General features: G+C 57.3%; 14 protein-coding genes and 1 tRNA gene. 14 read left to right on the forward strand and 1 reads right to left on the reverse strand.

What is annotated here, in order from left to right; genetic code table 11:
- The 11 genes from G518_RS34035 to G518_RS0105895 all read left to right on the forward strand — a co-directional run.
- Nucleotides 1-319, forward strand: a 319-nt coding sequence (locus tag G518_RS34035; protein WP_036593762.1) for an EF-Tu C-terminal domain-related protein, incomplete at its 5' end; no start/stop codon positions are given.
- 19 nt (nt 320-338) lie between these two features.
- Nucleotides 339-414: transfer RNA gene (locus G518_RS0105845), tRNA-Trp, on the forward strand.
- 180 nt (nt 415-594) lie between these two features.
- Complete coding sequence (secE, locus tag G518_RS0105850; protein WP_028601735.1) at nt 595-978, forward strand: preprotein translocase subunit SecE; 384 nt, start codon at nt 595-597, stop codon at nt 976-978.
- Nucleotides 978-1,556, forward strand: a complete 579-nt coding sequence (gene nusG, locus G518_RS0105855) for a transcription termination/antitermination protein NusG (RefSeq protein WP_028601736.1) — start codon at nt 978-980, stop codon at nt 1,554-1,556. Before secE ends, nusG begins: the two co-directional genes overlap by 1 nt.
- A gap of 134 nt (nt 1,557-1,690) precedes the next feature.
- The gene (gene rplK, locus G518_RS0105860) at nt 1,691-2,122 is read left to right on the forward strand and encodes a 50S ribosomal protein L11 (protein ID WP_028601737.1); all 432 of its coding nucleotides are present in this window, start codon (nt 1,691-1,693) and stop codon (nt 2,120-2,122) included.
- Nucleotides 2,123-2,818 carry a 50S ribosomal protein L1 gene (gene rplA / locus G518_RS0105865; RefSeq protein ID WP_028601738.1) on the forward strand — a complete coding sequence of 232 codons (696 nt, stop codon included), beginning with the start codon at nt 2,123-2,125 and terminating at the stop codon, nt 2,816-2,818.
- 270 nt (nt 2,819-3,088) lie between these two features.
- A complete protein-coding gene (gene rplJ / locus G518_RS0105870; protein ID WP_028601739.1) occupies nt 3,089-3,595 on the forward strand; it encodes a 50S ribosomal protein L10 in 507 nt (168 codons plus the stop codon).
- 46 nt (nt 3,596-3,641) lie between these two features.
- The gene (gene rplL, locus G518_RS0105875; protein WP_028601740.1) at nt 3,642-4,016 is read left to right on the forward strand and encodes a 50S ribosomal protein L7/L12; all 375 of its coding nucleotides are present in this window, start codon (nt 3,642-3,644) and stop codon (nt 4,014-4,016) included.
- 306 nt (nt 4,017-4,322) lie between these two features.
- Nucleotides 4,323-8,435 (forward strand): DNA-directed RNA polymerase subunit beta, encoded by a 4,113-nt coding sequence (gene rpoB, locus G518_RS0105880; RefSeq protein WP_028601741.1) that lies wholly within the window; start codon nt 4,323-4,325, stop codon nt 8,433-8,435.
- A gap of 21 nt (nt 8,436-8,456) precedes the next feature.
- Nucleotides 8,457-12,692 carry a DNA-directed RNA polymerase subunit beta' gene (gene rpoC / locus G518_RS0105885; RefSeq protein ID WP_028601742.1) on the forward strand — a complete coding sequence of 1,412 codons (4,236 nt, stop codon included), beginning with the start codon at nt 8,457-8,459 and terminating at the stop codon, nt 12,690-12,692.
- A 350-nt stretch (nt 12,693-13,042) separates the two neighbouring features.
- The gene (locus tag G518_RS0105895) at nt 13,043-13,627 is read left to right on the forward strand and encodes a LemA family protein (RefSeq protein WP_028601743.1); all 585 of its coding nucleotides are present in this window, start codon (nt 13,043-13,045) and stop codon (nt 13,625-13,627) included.
- A 32-nt stretch (nt 13,628-13,659) separates the two neighbouring features.
- Here the strand turns inward: G518_RS0105895 and G518_RS0105900 are convergent, their stop codons facing one another.
- Nucleotides 13,660-14,478 carry an MqnA/MqnD/SBP family protein gene (locus G518_RS0105900; RefSeq protein ID WP_028601744.1) on the reverse strand — a complete coding sequence of 273 codons (819 nt, stop codon included), beginning with the start codon at nt 14,476-14,478 and terminating at the stop codon, nt 13,660-13,662.
- A 329-nt stretch (nt 14,479-14,807) separates the two neighbouring features.
- Here G518_RS0105900 and soxC point away from each other — a divergent pair, with 329 nt between their 5' ends.
- The 3 genes from soxC (at nt 14,808) to G518_RS0105915 (ending at nt 17,380) form a co-directional block, all read left to right on the forward strand.
- Nucleotides 14,808-16,058, forward strand: coding sequence for a sulfite dehydrogenase (gene soxC, locus G518_RS34040; protein WP_036593766.1), 1,251 nt, complete (start codon nt 14,808-14,810; stop codon nt 16,056-16,058).
- The gene (locus G518_RS34045) at nt 16,045-16,626 is read left to right on the forward strand and encodes a c-type cytochrome (RefSeq protein ID WP_084651506.1); all 582 of its coding nucleotides are present in this window, start codon (nt 16,045-16,047) and stop codon (nt 16,624-16,626) included. The genes soxC and G518_RS34045 overlap by 14 nt, the downstream gene beginning before the upstream one ends.
- Nucleotides 16,627-16,750: 124 nt before the next feature.
- Nucleotides 16,751-17,380 (forward strand): DUF4390 domain-containing protein, encoded by a 630-nt coding sequence (locus tag G518_RS0105915; protein ID WP_245597910.1) that lies wholly within the window; start codon nt 16,751-16,753, stop codon nt 17,378-17,380.
- The last annotated feature ends 4 nt before the right edge of the window (nt 17,381-17,384 follow it).

The raw sequence follows: 17,384 nt of genomic DNA on the forward strand, positions 1-17,384 counted from the left end.
CGGCCAAGTGCTGTGCAAGCCAGGCTCGATCAAGCCACACACGCAATTCACCGGCGAAGTGTATGTGCTGAGCAAAGACGAAGGTGGCCGTCATACGCCTTTCTTCAACAACTACCGTCCCCAGTTTTACTTCCGTACGACGGATGTGACCGGCTCCATCGAACTGCCAGAAGGCAAAGAAATGGTGATGCCTGGTGACAACGTGAGCATCACAGTCAAACTGATTGCTCCAATCGCCATGGAAGAAGGCTTGCGCTTCGCTATCCGTGAAGGCGGTCGTACCGTTGGCGCTGGCGTGGTTGCCAAAATCATTGCTTAATAGGCGATAGAGTTTTAGTAGGGGTATAGCTCAATTGGCAGAGCGTCGGTCTCCAAAACCGAAGGTTGTAGGTTCGATTCCTACTGCCCCTGCCACCTGAAAGTGGCCCTTCAAGCCCGCCGATCACTCGGTGGGCTTGTGTGTTAAGAGCGGTAGAGACTTGACAGGTCTGAAGGGTGTATGCCCTGAGTGAGTTTTTCTCGCTAGATGTTGTTCTAGGTCTTTACATTGTGTTTTGAACCCCGCTTGACGGGGTGCAGCGAAATTCGCCCAACATGGCAAGCACTCAAGTTGAAACCGTCACCCCAAGCGCCGATAAGGTTCGCCTGGGTTTGGCTGCGCTTTTGGTTATTGGCGCGCTCGCGGCGTTCTACTTGCTGGCAAACCAAGGTCCGGTAGCCCAGTGGGGCTCGCTGATTGCAGGGCTCTTGTTGGCGGTGATCGTGTTTTTCACATCGGAATCTGGCAAGCGCCTGATTGCCTTTGGACGTGATTCCTGGCGTGAAGTGCAAAAGGTGGTCTGGCCAACGCGTAAAGAAACGCTCCAGACCACGGCCTTTGTGTTTGCTTTTGCGGTCGTCATGGCGCTGTTTCTCTGGTTCACAGATAAGACGCTCGAGTGGGTGTTGTACGACCTGGTTTTGGGCTGGAGGAAATGATGTCTGATACCGTTACGCAATTGCCGCCTAGTACTTCAAGCAATCCTGATCTGAAATGGTATGTTGTTCATGCCTATTCGGGCATGGAAAAGGCTGTTGAGCGCAACATCATTGAGCGCATCAACCGTGCTGGCATGCAGTCCAAATTTGGCCGCATCATGGTTCCCACTGAAGAAGTGGTTGAGATCAAAAACGGCCAGAAACGCACCACTGAACGCAAATTCTTCCCTGGCTATGTGCTGGTGGAAATGGTCATGGACGATGAAAGCTGGCACTTGGTGAAGCACACCAACAAAGTGACTGGCTTCGTTGGCGGCGCTAAAAACCGTCCTGCGCCCATCTCTGAAGACGATGTCATGAAAATCGTCAACCAGATGCAGGAAGGCACTGAGAAGCCGCGCCACAAAGTTGAATTCGAAGTTGGCGAATACGTTCGCGTCAAAGAAGGTCCTTTCACCGATTTCAATGGAACGGTCGAAGAGGTCAACTACGAAAAAAGCAAAGTGCGTGTGTCGGTCACTATTTTTGGTCGCGCTACACCGGTGGAGCTCGAGTTCGCTCAGATCGAAAAGGCCTGATCAAGGGCTCCGCGTTATTTTTAGATGCCTGGCGTTTTCTGACTCTGCGCCAGGTGGTTTTTTACTAGAGTCGACAACCCCGGGGAGTTTGGTGCCACAGGCCTGAACGATCGTACCCGTAAGGAGAAAAAAGCATGGCGAAAAAAATCGTCGGCTTCATCAAGCTGCAAGTGCCAGCTGGTAAGGCCAACCCATCCCCACCCATCGGCCCAGCATTGGGTCAGCGTGGTCTGAACATCATGGAGTTCTGCAAGGCATTCAATGCGCAGACTCAAGGTGTCGAGCCAGGTCTTCCATTGCCAGTGGTGATCACTGCATTCGCAGACAAGAGCTTCACGTTCATTATCAAGACCCCACCTGCGACGGTCCTGATCAAGAAGTCCATCAAGCTCGACAAGGGCTCGGCCAAGCCGAACTCTGACAAGGTTGGCAAGATCACTCGCGCTCAGCTCGAGGAAATCGCCAAGACCAAAATGAAGGACATGACAGCCGCCGATCTGGATGCTGCTGTTCGTACGATTGCCGGTTCCGCTCGCTCCATGGGCGTGTCGGTGGAGGGCGTGTAAATGGCTAAGTTGACCAAAAAACAAAAAGCCCAAGTAGGCAAGATCGACAGCACCAAGCTGTACGCCCTGACTGACGCCCTGGCGATTGTCAAAGAGCACGCCACGGCCAAGTTCGATGAATCCATCGACGTCGCTGTGCAGCTCGGCATCGATGCCAAGAAGTCTGACCAAGTTGTGCGTGGCGCCGTGGTGCTGCCTAACGGTACTGGCAAGGTCAAGCGCGTGGCTGTGTTCGCACAGGGCGCCAAGGCCGAAGAAGCCAAAGCCGCTGGCGCCGATATCGTCGGCATGGACGATCTGGCCGCCATGGTTAAAGCTGGCGACATGCCTTTCGATGTCGTGATCGCTGCCCCAGACGCTATGCGTGTGGTCGGTACCCTGGGTCAGATTCTTGGCCCCCGTGGTTTGATGCCTAACCCCAAGGTTGGCACCGTGACCCCTGATGTGGCTACCGCCGTGAAAAACGCCAAGGCCGGTCAGGTTCAGTTCCGTGTCGACAAAGCCGGTATCGTGCATGGCACCATTGGTCTGCGTTCGTTCGAATCCGACAAGCTGCAGGGTAACCTGGCCGCTTTGATCGATGCATTGAACAAAGCCAAACCTGCTACCAGCAAAGGTGTTTACTTGCGCAAAGTAGCGGTGTCGAGCACGATGGGTGTGGGCGTTCGCGTCGACACACAATCCATCGCCGCTTAATGAGAAATGCGGGCGGTGATTTTCGAAAGAAAGTCACCGCCCGTTGTGGTGGGCTGCTAGTCCCTGAATGGGGATTGGCAGGCCATCCAAGACCGCTGGCGTACGGCGTAAGCCGTGCTTAATTGCTCTGAAATTTTCAGGGCGGCCAGCGCAGATGGCGAACCCGCTGAAAAGGTTTTATCCTGAACAGTTGGTCGCTGCAAGAGAGGCGCGTTCAAGAGGTGAGGCGGTAGTCGCCAATCCAAACAACGCATTTTGAAGGAGTAGACCTTGAGTCTGAATCGCAGTGAGAAAGAAGCGGTCATCGTAGATGTGACCAGCCTCGCCGCAAAAGCTCAAACGCTTGTGATGGCGGAATACCGCGGCATCACGGTCGCTGACATGACCAAACTGCGCTCCGAAGCGCGCAGCAAAGGTGTGGCCCTGAGTGTGTTGAAAAACACACTGGCTCGCCGTGCTGTCGCCGGTAGCTCATTTGAGGTAGTGTCCGACCAGATGACCGGTCCGCTGATCTATGGCTTCTCTGAAGACGCCGTCGCCGCCGCGAAAGTGGTGGCGGACTTCGCGAAAACCAACGACAAGTTGGTAATTCGCGCTGGTGTTTTCGGTGGCAAAGCCCTGGACGCGAACGGCGTTAAGCAACTGGCCAGCACGCCTACCAAGGAAGTGTTGTTGGCTCAGCTTTGTGGCTTGCTCATGTCGCCTATTTCCCGCACCGCCGTGGTGTTGGGTGCATTGGCGGCCAAAAAGAGCGAAGGCGAACCCGCAGCTGCCTAAGGCATACGCGGCCAACCTCAATCAATTGTTTTAGGAAAAATTTATCATGGCATTCGATAAAGACGCATTTTTGACCGCGCTGGACAGCATGACGGTCTTGGAACTCAACGACCTGGTGAAAGCCATCGAAGAGAAATTTGGCGTGAGCGCAGCCGCTATGGCCGCTCCTGCTGCTGGTGGCGGCGGTGCTGCTGCTGTTGCTGAAGAGCAAACCGAATTCACCGTTCAGTTGACGGACGTCGGCGCGAACAAGGTGTCGGTCATTAAAGCCGTGCGCGAAATCACTGGTCTGGGCCTCAAAGAAGCCAAAGATCTGGTTGACGGTGCACCGAAGCCAGTCAAAGAAGGCGTGTCCAAGGCTGACGCCGAAGCCGCCAAGAAAAAGCTCGAAGAAGCTGGCGCGAAAGCCGAACTCAAGTAATTTACTTGAAAGCAGCGCGATCTCATGTCAATCACTTGTTGAACTGGGATTTAGCGCTGCGAAGGCTGACCTGCGAAGGTCAGCCTTTAGCTCTTTCAGAGCACACCTGAAAACCGGCTTTCAAGACGGTTTTCAAGTGTCTTCTGACTCGACTGCAGAAGGCGACTTGGTTCGGACCGCGTGCAATGCGCGGTCGTCCGCCATCGGCTGGTAGTGGCCAGCCACCAAGCAACGCGAGCTTTTAACGAGGCCCGCTGTCTCCAGTCGCCAGATGTCCAGGACTCATCCTCTTTGCCCGGAGATTACATGGCCTACTCATTTACCGAACGAAAACGCATCCGCAAGAGCTTTGGAAGCCGCGACAGCGTCCTCGAGGTGCCTTACCTGCTGCAAATGCAAAAGGACGCCTATACCGCCTTCCTGCAGGCTGGCACGTCGCCTAAAAAGCGCACGCATGATGGCCTGCAAGCCGCATTCGAATCTGCGTTCCCGATCGTCTCGCACAACGGCTTCGTGGAAATGAAGTTCGTTGAGTACAACCTGGCCAAACCCGCATTTGATGTGCGCGAATGCCAGACGCGTGGCTTGACCTTCTCGTCCGCAGTGCGCGCTCGCGTGCAACTCATCATTTATGACCGTGAGTCGTCCACTTCGCAATCCAAAGTGGTGAAAGAAGTGAAAGAGCAAGAAGTCTACATGGGCGAAGTGCCCCTGATGACTGATAAAGGCTCGTTCATCGTCAACGGTACTGAGCGCGTGATTGTCAGCCAGTTGCACCGTTCGCCTGGCGTGTTCTTCGAACATGACAAGGGCAAGACCCACAGCTCGGGCAAGCTGCTGTTTTCGGCTCGGATCATTCCTTACCGTGGTTCCTGGCTCGATTTCGAATTCGATCCCAAGGACATCCTGTTCTTCCGTGTTGACCGCCGCCGCAAGATGCCGGTCACCATTCTGCTCAAGGCCATCGGTCTCAACCCCGAGTCCATCCTGGCGAACTTCTTCGTCAACGACAATTTCCGTTTGATGGACAGCGGCGCGCAGATGGAGTTCATCGCCGATCGCATCAAAGGCGAAGTGGCGCGTTTTGACATCACTGACAAAACCGGCACCGTCATTGTCGCCAAGGACAAGCGCATTACCGCGCGCCACACACGCGAGATGGAGCAATCGGGCACCACGCACATCAGCGTGCCTGAAGACTTCCTGGTGGGCCGTGTGGTCGCCAAGAACGTGGTTGATGGCGATACCGGCGAGATCATTGCCAAGGCCAACGACGAGTTGACCGAAGCGCTGCTGAAGAAGCTGCGCGAGGCCGGCGTGCAAGACCTGCAGTGCATCTACACCAACGAACTCGACCAAGGCGCGTACATGTCGCAGACCTTGCGCGCGGACGAGACCGTGGATGAGTTCGCAGCCCGCGTCGCCATTTACCGGATGATGCGCCCTGGCGAACCACCGACAGAAGACGCTGTGCAGGCTCTGTTCCAACGCCTGTTCTACAACCCGGACACCTACGATCTGTCGCGCGTGGGCCGTATGAAGTTCAACGCCAAGGTGGGCCGCGAAGATTCCACCGGCCCCATGGTGCTGACCAACGAAGACATCTTGGCTGTGGTCAAGATCCTGGTTGAGTTGCGCAACGGCCGTGGTGAGGTCGATGACATCGATCACTTGGGCAACCGCCGTGTTCGCTGCGTCGGCGAATTGGCTGAAAACCAGTACCGCACTGGCCTGGCTCGTATTGAGAAGGCTGTGAAAGAGCGTCTGGGCCAAGCCGAGCAAGAGCCTTTGATGCCGCATGACCTGATCAACAGCAAGCCAATCTCGGCCGCGTTGAAAGAGTTCTTTGGCGCTTCGCAGCTCAGCCAGTTCATGGACCAGACCAACCCGCTGGCCGAAATCACCCACAAGCGCCGCGTATCGGCTCTTGGCCCGGGCGGTTTGACGCGCGAGCGCGCAGGCTTCGAAGTGCGCGACGTTCACGTCACGCATTACGGACGCGTCTGCCCAATTGAAACACCTGAAGGTCCAAACATTGGCCTGATCAACTCCCTGGCGCTGTACGCCCGGTTGAATGAATACGGCTTTATCGAAACCCCGTACCGTCGGGTGATCGAAGCCAAGGTGACCAACGAGATCGATTACCTGTCTGCCATCGAAGAAGGCAAATACGTCATCGCTCAGGCTAACGCCACGCTCGACAAAGACGGCCTGTTGACAGGTGATCTGGTGTCTGCCCGCGAGAATGGTGATTCCATTCTGGTTGGCTCTGAGCGCGTTCAGTACATGGACGTGTCGCCAGCTCAGATCGTATCGGTAGCGGCATCGCTGGTTCCATTCCTGGAACACGATGATGCGAACCGAGCGCTGATGGGCGCCAACATGTCGCGTCAGGCCGTGCCTGTTCTGCGTCCGGAAAAACCGATGGTCGGCACGGGCATTGAGCGCGTCGCGGCAGTTGACTCCGGCACTGTGGTGACAGCCAGCCGCGGCGGTGTGGTCGATTATGTGGACGCCACTCGTATCGTGATCCGCGTGAACGACGGCGAAGCGGTTGCAGGTGAAGTGGGCGTAGACATCTACAACCTCATCAAATACCAGCGTTCCAACCAGAACACCAACATCAGCCAGCGCCCCATCGTCAAGAAGGGCGACAAGCTGACCAAGGGTGATGTCATCGCTGACGGCGCCTCCACTGATCTGGGTGAAATCGCCATCGGCCAGAACATGCTGATCGCCTTCATGCCATGGAACGGCTACAACTTCGAGGATTCGATCCTGATCAGTGAGCGCATTGTGGCGGAAGACCGCTACACCTCCATTCACATCGAAGAACTGGTGGTGATGGCGCGCGACACCAAGCTGGGTGCCGAGGAAATCACACGGGACATCCCGAACCTGGCAGAGCAGCAGCTCAACCGCCTTGATGAATCCGGCATTATTTATGTCGGCGCTGAAGTGCAGCCTGGCGACACGCTGGTCGGCAAGGTCACGCCAAAGGGCGAAACCACGCTGACCCCTGAAGAGAAGCTGCTCCGCGCCATCTTCGGCGAGAAAGCTTCTGACGTCAAAGACACTTCGCTGCGCGTGAATCAGGGCTCTCAAGGCACCGTGATCGACGTTCAGGTGTTCACACGCGAAGGCATTCAACGCGATAAGCGCGCCCAGCAGATCATCGACGATGAACTCAAGCGCTACCGTCTCGACCTGAACGACCAGTTGCGCATCGTCGAGGCTGACGCCTTCGATCGTATTGAGAAGCTGTTGAACGGCAAGACTGCCAACGGCGGTCCGAACCGTATTGCCAAAGGTGCCAAGATCGACAAAGCCTATTTGGCGTCTGTCGACAAATACCACTGGTTCGATATTCGTCCCGCTGAAGACGACGTGGCCGCACAACTGGAGAGCATCAAAGCCTCCATTGAGCAGCAACGCCATAGCTTCGACCTCGCATTCGAGGAAAAGCGCAAGAAGTTGACGCAAGGCGACGAGTTGCCTGCTGGCGTGCTGAAGATGGTCAAGGTGTACCTGGCCGTCAAGCGTCGTCTGCAACCTGGTGACAAGATGGCCGGCCGCCACGGTAACAAAGGTGTCGTGTCCAAGATCGTTCCGGTCGAAGACATGCCTCACATGGCAGACGGCACTCCAGTCGACATCGTGCTCAACCCGCTGGGCGTGCCTTCGCGGATGAACGTGGGTCAGGTGCTTGAGGTTCACCTCGGCTGGGCCGGTAAGGGTATTGGTCAGCGCATCAACGACATGCTGCAAGCTGAAGGCCGTGTTGCCAAGCTGCGTGAGTTCATGGAAGAGCTCTACAACAGCACTGGCCGCAAGGAAGACTTGGGCAAGCTGAGCGATGAAGAAATCATCGAGATGGCAGGCAACCTGTCGAACGGTGTTCCGTTCGCAACGCCTGTGTTCGATGGTGCATCGGAAGATGAAATCCGCTCCATGCTGAAATTGGCTTACCCGGATGAAGCTGCCAAGGCCAAAGGCCTGACCGCCACCCGCACGCAAGCCAATTTGTTCGATGGCCGCACCGGCGACGCGTTCGACCGCTGCACCACTGTGGGCTACATGCACTTCTTGAAGCTGCACCACTTGGTCGATGACAAGATGCATGCACGTTCCACCGGACCGTACTCGCTTGTGACGCAGCAACCACTTGGCGGTAAAGCCCAGTTCGGTGGCCAGCGTTTCGGGGAGATGGAGGTTTGGGCATTGGAAGCGTATGGCGCCTCCTACACCCTGCAGGAAATGCTCACCGTCAAGTCCGACGACGTGCAAGGCCGTACCAAGGTGTACGAAAGCATCGTCAAGGGCGAGCACTCAATCGAAGCGGGCATGCCCGAATCGTTCAACGTGCTGGTCAAAGAAATTCGCTCACTGGGGCTCGACATCGAGCTCGAGCGTTCTTAATTTTGAAAGGGAAAGAGTCAAATGAAATCACTACTCGACCTGTTCAAGCAATTCACGCCGGATGAGCATTTTGATGCCATCCGCATCGGTCTGGCTTCGCCGGAGAAGATCCGTTCGTGGTCTTTCGGTGAAGTGAAGAAGCCGGAAACCATCAACTACCGTACTTTCAAGCCTGAGCGTGACGGCCTGTTCTGCGCCAAGATCTTTGGCCCGATCAAGGACTACGAATGCCTGTGCGGCAAGTACAAGCGCCTGAAGCATCGCGGTGTGATCTGCGAGAAATGCGGCGTTGAAGTGACCCAGACCAAGGTGCGCCGCGACCGCATGGGCCACATCGATCTGGCCGCTCCTTGTGCTCACATCTGGTTCCTGAAATCGTTGCCTTCGCGTCTCGGCCTGGTGCTGGACATGACACTGCGCGATATCGAACGCGTGCTGTACTTCGAAGCTTACGTCGTGACCGATCCCGGCATGACACCGCTGAAGAAATTCGGCATCATGAGCGAAGACGACTACGACGCCAAGCGCAAAGAGTACGGTGATGAATTCATCGCACGCATGGGCGCCGAAGGCATCAAGGACCTCCTGCAAGGCATCGACCTCGACATCGAGATCGAAAGACTGCGCGGCGACCTCACCGGTTCCGAAGTCAAGGTCAAGAAGAACTCCAAACGCCTGAAGGTGTTGGAAGCGTTCAAGAAATCGGGCATCAAGCCCGAGTGGATGGTGCTCGACGTGCTGCCGGTTCTGCCGCCAGATCTGCGTCCACTGGTGCCGCTGGATGGCGGCCGTTTCGCCACCTCCGATCTGAACGACCTCTATCGCCGCGTGATCAACCGCAACTCGCGTCTGCGCCGATTGCTGGAGCTCAAGGCGCCGGAAATCATTGCGCGCAACGAGAAGCGCATGTTGCAAGAAGCGGTGGATTCGCTGCTGGACAACGGTCGCCGTGGCAAGGCTATGACGGGCGCCAACAAGCGCGCTCTGAAATCGCTGGCCGACATGATCAAAGGCAAGAGCGGTCGTTTCCGTCAGAACTTGCTGGGCAAACGCGTCGATTACTCCGGCCGTTCTGTGATTACCGTGGGCCCAACGCTCAAACTTCATCAGTGCGGCTTGCCCAAACTGATGGCGCTGGAGCTGTTCAAGCCCTTCATCTTCGCTCGCCTGGAAGCCATGGGCATCGCCAACACCATCAAGGCGGCGAAGAAAGAAGTTGAATCCGGCACGCCGGTGGTGTGGGACATCCTGGAAGAGGTCATCACTGAGCACCCGATCCTGCTGAACCGCGCTCCAACGCTGCACCGCCTGGGCATTCAGGCGTTTGAGCCCATTCTGATCGAAGGTAAAGCTATTCAGCTGCACCCGTTGGTTTGCGCGGCTTTCAACGCCGACTTCGACGGTGACCAGATGGCTGTCCACGTTCCGCTGTCGGTGGAAGCACAAATGGAAGCGCGCACACTGATGCTCGCCTCCAACAACGTGCTGTTCCCTGCTTCGGGCGAACCTTCCATCGTGCCTTCGCAAGACGTTGTGCTGGGTCTTTACTACACGAGCCGCGAGCGCATCAACGCCAAAGGCGAAGGCCTGATCTTCTCCGACATCGGTGAAGTGCAGCGCGCCCTTGACGGCAATGCGGTTGAGCTCGCTGCCAAGATCAGCGTGCGCCTGACCGAGTGGAACAAAGACAAGGTCACGGAAGAGTTCGTGCCCACCACCAGCCTGGTCGACACCACCGTCGGCCGCGCTTTGTTGTCCGAAATTCTGCCTAAAGGTCTTCCTTTCGCGCTGATGAACAAGGCGCTGAAGAAGAAAGAAATTTCGCGCCTCATCAACGCTTCGTTCCGCAAGTGTGGTCTGAAGGAAACCGTGGTGTTCGCAGACAAGCTGCTGCAAAACGGCTTCCGCCTGGCCACGCGCGCTGGTATCTCCATCGCCATTGACGACATGTTGGTGCCGGTTGAGAAGCAGGGCATCATCGAGCGCTCCGAAGGCGAAGTCAAAGAGATCCAGCAGCAGTACGTCTCTGGTCTCGTGACAGCTGGCGAGCGCTACAACAAGGTGGTGGACATCTGGGGCAAGGCCGGTGACGAAGTCTCCAAGGTCATGATGGCTCAGTTGGCCAAGCAAAAGACCACAGACCGCCACGGCAACGAAGTGGATCAGGAGTCCTTCAACTCCATCTACATGATGGCCGACTCCGGTGCTCGCGGTTCTGCAGCGCAGATTCGCCAGCTCGCAGGTATGCGCGGCTTGATGGCCAAGCCTGACGGCTCGATCATCGAGACGCCTATTACGGCGAACTTCCGCGAAGGCCTGAACGTGCTTCAGTACTTCATCTCGACGCACGGTGCACGTAAAGGCTTGGCCGATACCGCGCTGAAAACGGCGAACTCGGGTTACCTGACACGCCGCTTGGTCGACGTGACGCAGGATCTCGTGGTCACCGAAATTGATTGCGGTACGAGCGACGGTTCCGTCATGCGCGCCATCGTTGAGGGTGGTGAGGTCATTGAATCATTGCGCGATCGCATCCTGGGTCGTACGGCAGCTGAGGATCTGATCAGCCCCGAAACGCAAGAAGTCGTGATCAAAGCCGGCCAGATGCTGGACGAAGACACCATCGACGAGCTGGAAGCAGCTGGTATCGACGAAGTGCGCGTGCGCACTGCGCTCACCTGCGCCACCCGTTTCGGCATCTGCGCGAAATGCTATGGCCGCGATCTGGGCCGTGGCGGCTTGGTGAACATGGGTGAGGCTGTGGGCGTGATTGCTGCGCAGTCGATCGGCGAGCCAGGCACGCAGCTGACCATGCGTACGTTCCACATCGGTGGCGCGGCATCGCGTGCAGCAGTGGCCTCTAGCGTGGAAGCGAAGAGCAATGGTTTCATCGGGTTCAACCCGACCATGCGCTACGTGACCAACAGCAAGGGCGAGTTGGTTGTGATTTCCCGTTCCGGCGAGATCGTTGTTCACGACGAACATGGTCGCGAGCGCGAGCGTCACAAAGTGCCTTACGGCGCTACGTTGACGGTGAAAGCCGATCAGCAGATGAAGGCTGGCACTATTTTGGCCAACTGGGATCCGCTGACACGCCCAATCATCACGGAATTCGCCGGTGAGGTGCGTTTCGAGAACGTGGAAGAGGGCCTCACGGTTGCCAAGCAGGTGGACGAGGTCACTGGCCTGTCGACCCTCGTGGTGATCGATCCCAAGCGCCGTGGCTCCGCCAAGATCGTGCGTCCTCAGGTCAAACTGGTGGATGCCGGTGGCAACGAAGTCAAGATCCCAGGTACAGACCACTCGGTGACGATTGGCTTCCAGGTCGGTGCGCTGATTCAGGTGCGCGATGGCCAGGGCGTGGGCCCAGGCGAAGTGCTGGCGCGTATTCCAGTTGAAGGTCAGAAGACTCGAGACATCACGGGCGGCTTGCCGCGTGTGGCCGAGCTGTTCGAAGCCCGCAGTCCTAAAGACAAGGGTATGCTGGCCGAGATCACCGGTACGGTGTCCTTCGGTAAGGAAACCAAAGGCAAGGTCCGTCTGCAGATCACCGACCCTGATGGCAAAGTCTGGGACGAACTGATTCCCAAGGAAAAGAACATCCTGGTGCACGAAGGTCAGGTGGTCAACAAGGGCGAATCAGTGGTCGACGGCCCGGCCGATCCGCAAGACATTCTGCGTCTGTTGGGCGTGGAAGAGTTGGCGCGCTACATCGTTGATGAAGTGCAGGACGTGTATCGCTTGCAGGGCGTGAAGATCAACGACAAGCACATCGAGGTGATCGTTCGCCAGATGCTGCGTCGTGTGGTGGTCGAGAACTCTGGCGATTCCCGTTACATCGCCGGCGAGCAGGTGGAGCGCAGCGAAATGCTGGATACCAACGACGCTTTGCGCGCCGATGGCAAGCTTGCAGCTACCTACACCAACTTGCTGCTGGGTATTACCAAGGCCTCGTTGTCCACTGACAGCTTCATCTCCGCGGCATCGTTCCAGGAAACGACTCGCGTGCTGACTGAAGCCGCCATCATGGGCAAACGCGATGAACTTCGCGGCTTGAAGGAAAACGTCATCGTGGGTCGCTTGATCCCAGCCGGTACCGGCATGGCTTATCACCAGGCACGCAAGGTCAAGGACCAGATGGACGAAGAAGAGCGCCGCGCAATCGCCGACTCGGAAGCCGCAGAACTGGCCCTGGCTACTTCTGGCGACGCACCAGAGAGCTCACACATCGACGAAGGCGCCGCAGCAGCGGATTAAGCCGAACAGTCGTGTGAGAATGACGCCTGCCACGCTGCTTACGCAGCGCGGCAGGCGTTTTTTATGGTTCACTCAATTTCCAACACTATTCGGGCTGAGCGCGGCTGGCGTACCCTTCCTGTTCAAGCAGGGCCCACTCAATCTCCAAACACCGTTCGGGCTGAGGTTCTATGGTTTCGGTCAAGCATAAAAACCGTTCGAGCTGAGCTTTCATGGTTTCGGTCAAGCATAAAAGCCGTTCGGGCTGAGCCTGTCGAAGCCTTGCGCAACCCTTCGCCGCATCAACTGCAATCCCGGCACGAATAGTCTTTATCAATTAAGCTCAATCTGGTTTTACTCCTCCCCGGACTATGTCGAGTTCCTACGTGATTTTCTGGCTCGCATGCGCCGTCTTTTTCTTCTGGGCGGTGGGTGCCTACAACCGTCTGGTGCGGTTGCGTGCCGCCGTGCGCAAGTCATTCGCCGCATTGGATGAGTTGCTGATTCGGCAGGTGGTCTGGGTACAAGGGTGTCTGCCTGTTTCCATGCGGGGCGGCATGACCACGGTATCCGGAGCCCTGCAGGACGAGGCAGATGCCACCTGGAGTCGCTTGTCGGCTGCCAGCGAACAGTTTTCCGTCGCACTGGCGCAAGTGCGGGCCCATCCTATCGATGGCGCGGCGACGGCCAGCCTGGCCATGGCTCACGACACCCTGGCAGGTGCGTGGAAGAGTGCCATGCGTGATGCCGTGGCGCTCGATGCGGAGCCTTCTGCGCAGCGTCTGGACGCGCGTTGGACAACCCTCTTGCATCAAGCGCTGCCGCTGCAAGACGCTTTCAACGGTGCAGTCACAGCCTATAACAGCGCTATTGGCCAGTTCCCCGCGATGTTTCTGGCCAAGCTATTTGGCTTTCGGCCTGCTGGCCTGATTGATCATCTCGCCCCGCCGGCTTGAGAGCTAGCTCGCTTGGGTCACCCCCGAGGTCGTCAAGCTTCAGTGCATCGCGCCTGCCGTTGCGCGATCTCAAAGCCCTCAACCTGTCTCGGCAGCAGCGCCCGCATACGTTCAATGCCGCGGGTGAAGTCCCCGTCGCTTAAGTCGTAGTCGAAGTTGCCATGCAACGCCACGACTTCCTCGACGCTTGGGGCCCACTCATAAGCCATTCGATGAGCTGAGACCGCTGCCATGGGATCGGATCGGTACCGGGCCACCGAATCGGCGAGCAGTTGCTGCACCAGCTCAAGCTTGGAAGGGTCTGTGCCGGCCCGATAAACCCACACCGCCGGCACCACCGGGGTACTCTGCCAGTCGTGCCATTCACGGCCAAGGTCGTAGACGTATGCGAATCGCTTTCGGCCAAGCTCCTCCACGGCTTCGTTCTGAATGAGCAGGCGAGGCGTTGTCGTATCTTCGACATTGACATTGCACCGCCAAGGGCCAATCCCGAGACCGTATTTGCCTTTGAGCAGGGCTTGGAGGATACGAACAGCGGAGGTGGTCTGCTTGGAGATGGCAATCTCCGCCAAATGGAGATCCTCGATGGGCCGCGGCGAAAACAGGCACACGCTGTCGGCCTTACCGCGGAAGGAGATGCCCCAGCTCCCCAGGCGATGCCAGGTATCGCCCAACTCGAACCAGTCGGCGACAGCCATGGGCGTAATGTCCACTTGGCCCCGAGTGGCCAATTGTCGAACTTCGCTTGATTCGCAGGGCAGCAGAGAGACGGGCCAGACCTCAGGCGAGGTGTAGTAGGGAATCCAGGGCACGCTGCTGAAATGGCCGACAGTGGGGGGAAGCTTCGGCACTCACAATCTCCAAACGAAAAATTTTCGACTCACTCGCCATTCGGTCAATCCAGCCCACGCCGGGCCGGGGTGCTGAAATTTAACTCTGGGGCGCACGAGCTAGAGAACGCACGCGCACGGGGATCCCAAAAAGACGATGAACACATTCTAAGAACCTTCCAGAAACGACCCTGGTGAAAACGAGTACGAGAGCGCTCATTTAATTAGTCAACAAGATTGACTTCTTGTGTTAGCCTAGCTTGTCGGTCGTTACCAATAAGTAAAAGCCAGCTGTCTAGAAACTCTAGTACTCAGCTCTCCCGGAACCCACCCGTGTTTGGAGGTAAGCCTTGGAAGATCATTCTTTGCTCTCGCGTAGGACGATTTTGCGGAGGTCAGCGGCGATTCCCGCCGCCTCGATCGCGCTCGGAACTGCGGCACATGCCCAGGAAGCCGCAGGTATGCCGCCTGCGATCCCGGAGTCGATGAAGACGCCGGGTGGGCCATTCCTGAATCCCCCCTACGGATTGCCTTCAGCTTTCGAGAAAGCTGTGGTTCGCGTGCTTCCGGCTGGGAATAACCCCTTCCCAACGGGTTCTCGTACCCCGCTGCAGTCGTTGCACGGAATCATCACTCCGAACGGCCTGTTCTTCGAGCGTCACCATTCAGGCGTGCCGACGATCAATCCAGATCAGCACCGCCTCATGGTTCATGGGCTCGTGGAACGCCCGCGCGTTCTGAGCATGTCAGATCTGGTTCGCTTTCCCTCAGTGAGCAAGGTCCATTTCCTGGAATGCTCCGGGAACAGCTCTTCCCAGTACCCCGGCCTTGCAGGCAAAACAGCACAGGAAATTCACGGCCTGCTGAGCTGCGTAGAGTGGACCGGCGTCAAGCTCTCCACCATTCTGGCTGAAGTGGGCGTGGATAAAAAAGCCAAGTGGATCCTGGCCGAAGGCGCAGATGCGGCGGCCATGACGCGCAGCATCCCCATGGATCTCGCGATGAGAGAAGGCATTCTGGCGTATGCCCAAAACGGCGAAAAACTTCGGCCCGAACAGGGATACCCGCTTCGTCTTCTTTTGCCCGGCATTGAGGGCAATATGAGCATCAAATGGCTTCGGCGTCTGAAGATCGGCGAGAAGCCCTTCTATACGCGCGAGGAGACTTCCAAATACACCGATCTTCAGCCAGATGGGAGCTCCTTCGAGTTCACCTTCATCATGGATGTGAAGTCGGTCATTCTGGCGCCCTCCGGTGGCCAAAAAATAGCCAAAGGCTTCCATGAAATCACCGGTGTCGCCTGGACAGGCTATGGCCGCATCAAGGCCGTGGATATTTCCGTCGATGGTGGCCGCACTTGGCGGCAGGCCACCTTGCAAGAGCCCGTTCTCAGCAAGGCCCTGACCCGCTTTAGATTCCCATGGCAATGGGACGGCAGCCCCACCATCATCCAAAGCCGAGCCATAGACGAAGCTGGCAACGTGCAGCCCATACGAAAAAAACTCGTCGAAAGGCGTGGTGCCAACCACATCTACCACTACAACGCCATCCAAAGCTGGAAGGTTTCAGAATCTGGTGAGGTGTCCAATGTCCACGCATGATCGTCTGTCTCGTTGGGTGGCTATCGGGGCCATTGCGCTCATGTCTGCCGCTTCAGGCGCTGCGTTAGCGCAAACACACTATGGCTTCGGCAAACCCGCCACGCAGGATCAAATTGCCGGCTGGGATATAGACGCCAGCCCTGATGGCTCCGGGCTGCCTCCAGGCTCGGGCACCGTAGAGCAGGGTAAAGCCCTCTACACCCAGTTATGCCTGGCCTGCCACGGCGAGAACGGCAAGGGAGCCTCCGCTGCAGCCTTGGTGGGCGGCGAGGGAACCCTGGCGACGCCCAAGCCCGTACGCACCATTGGTAGCTTCTGGCCCTATGCCAGCACGCTCTTTGACTACATCAATCGGGCCATGCCCTGGGACAAGCCACAGTCGCTCAAGCCTGACGAGGTCTATGCCTTAACTGCGATGCTCCTGAATGCAAACAAGCTCGTGCCGGATGATGCGGTCATGAACGCCCAAACCCTGCCCAAGGTGCGCATGCCGAACCTGCAAAGCTTCAAAGCTGCTAAAAACAAGGAAAACATGGTGCCTGGCGTGCGTTGCATGAAAGGCTGCTAACCAACCGCGAATGCCGCTCAAGGCGTTTGTTGCACACAACACTGCACAGTCCTTGTGCAGCGGCGGGGGCATTTATTACCCCTAGCGGGAATCGATTCCCGTGCCCTTGGCGACAATGTGGGTTGTGACAACGATTCATCTCCTATCAGGCTGGAGACGGGGCTGCCTTGGCCGCATCATCATTTTGCTCGCCTTGGTCTTGGCGGTGGGCTCAGTCGCGCGCGCGCAAACCTCCGTCGCCTTGACGGAATTGCGTGGCGAGCGGGCGCAAGATGGCCTGTATTTGTCTGCGCAGCTCAAATTCGACTTGTCAGGGGCGGTTGAAGAGGCCTTGGGAAAAGGCATCCCGGTCTATTTCATCGCTGAAGCAGATGTGGTGCGCGAACGCTGGTATTGGTCTGATGCCCAGGTGGCTTCCGCCCGGCGTTACATGCGGGTGTCGTATCAGCCGCTCACGCGCAGGTGGCGGTTCAGCAGTTCGTCAGAGCCGCTATCCAACGCCGGACTTGGCGTGAATTTCGGCCAATACTATGATTCCTTGGCCGAGACGCTTGCCGTGGTGCAGCGGATATCGCAATGGAAGGTGGCTGATGCCTCCGAGTTGGACGCAGATGCGCGGTATTTGCTGCGGTTTCGCTTTCACCTGGATGCCTCGCAACTACCCCGCACCATTCAGCTGGGCAACCTGGGCCAATCTGATTGGACCTTGTCCATAGAGCGCCGTATTGATCTGCCTCCGGAGACTGGCAAGTGAGCAG

This window comes from Ottowia thiooxydans DSM 14619 (assembly GCF_000422885.1).
Taxonomy (GTDB): Bacteria; Pseudomonadota; Gammaproteobacteria; order Burkholderiales; family Burkholderiaceae_C; genus Ottowia; species Ottowia thiooxydans.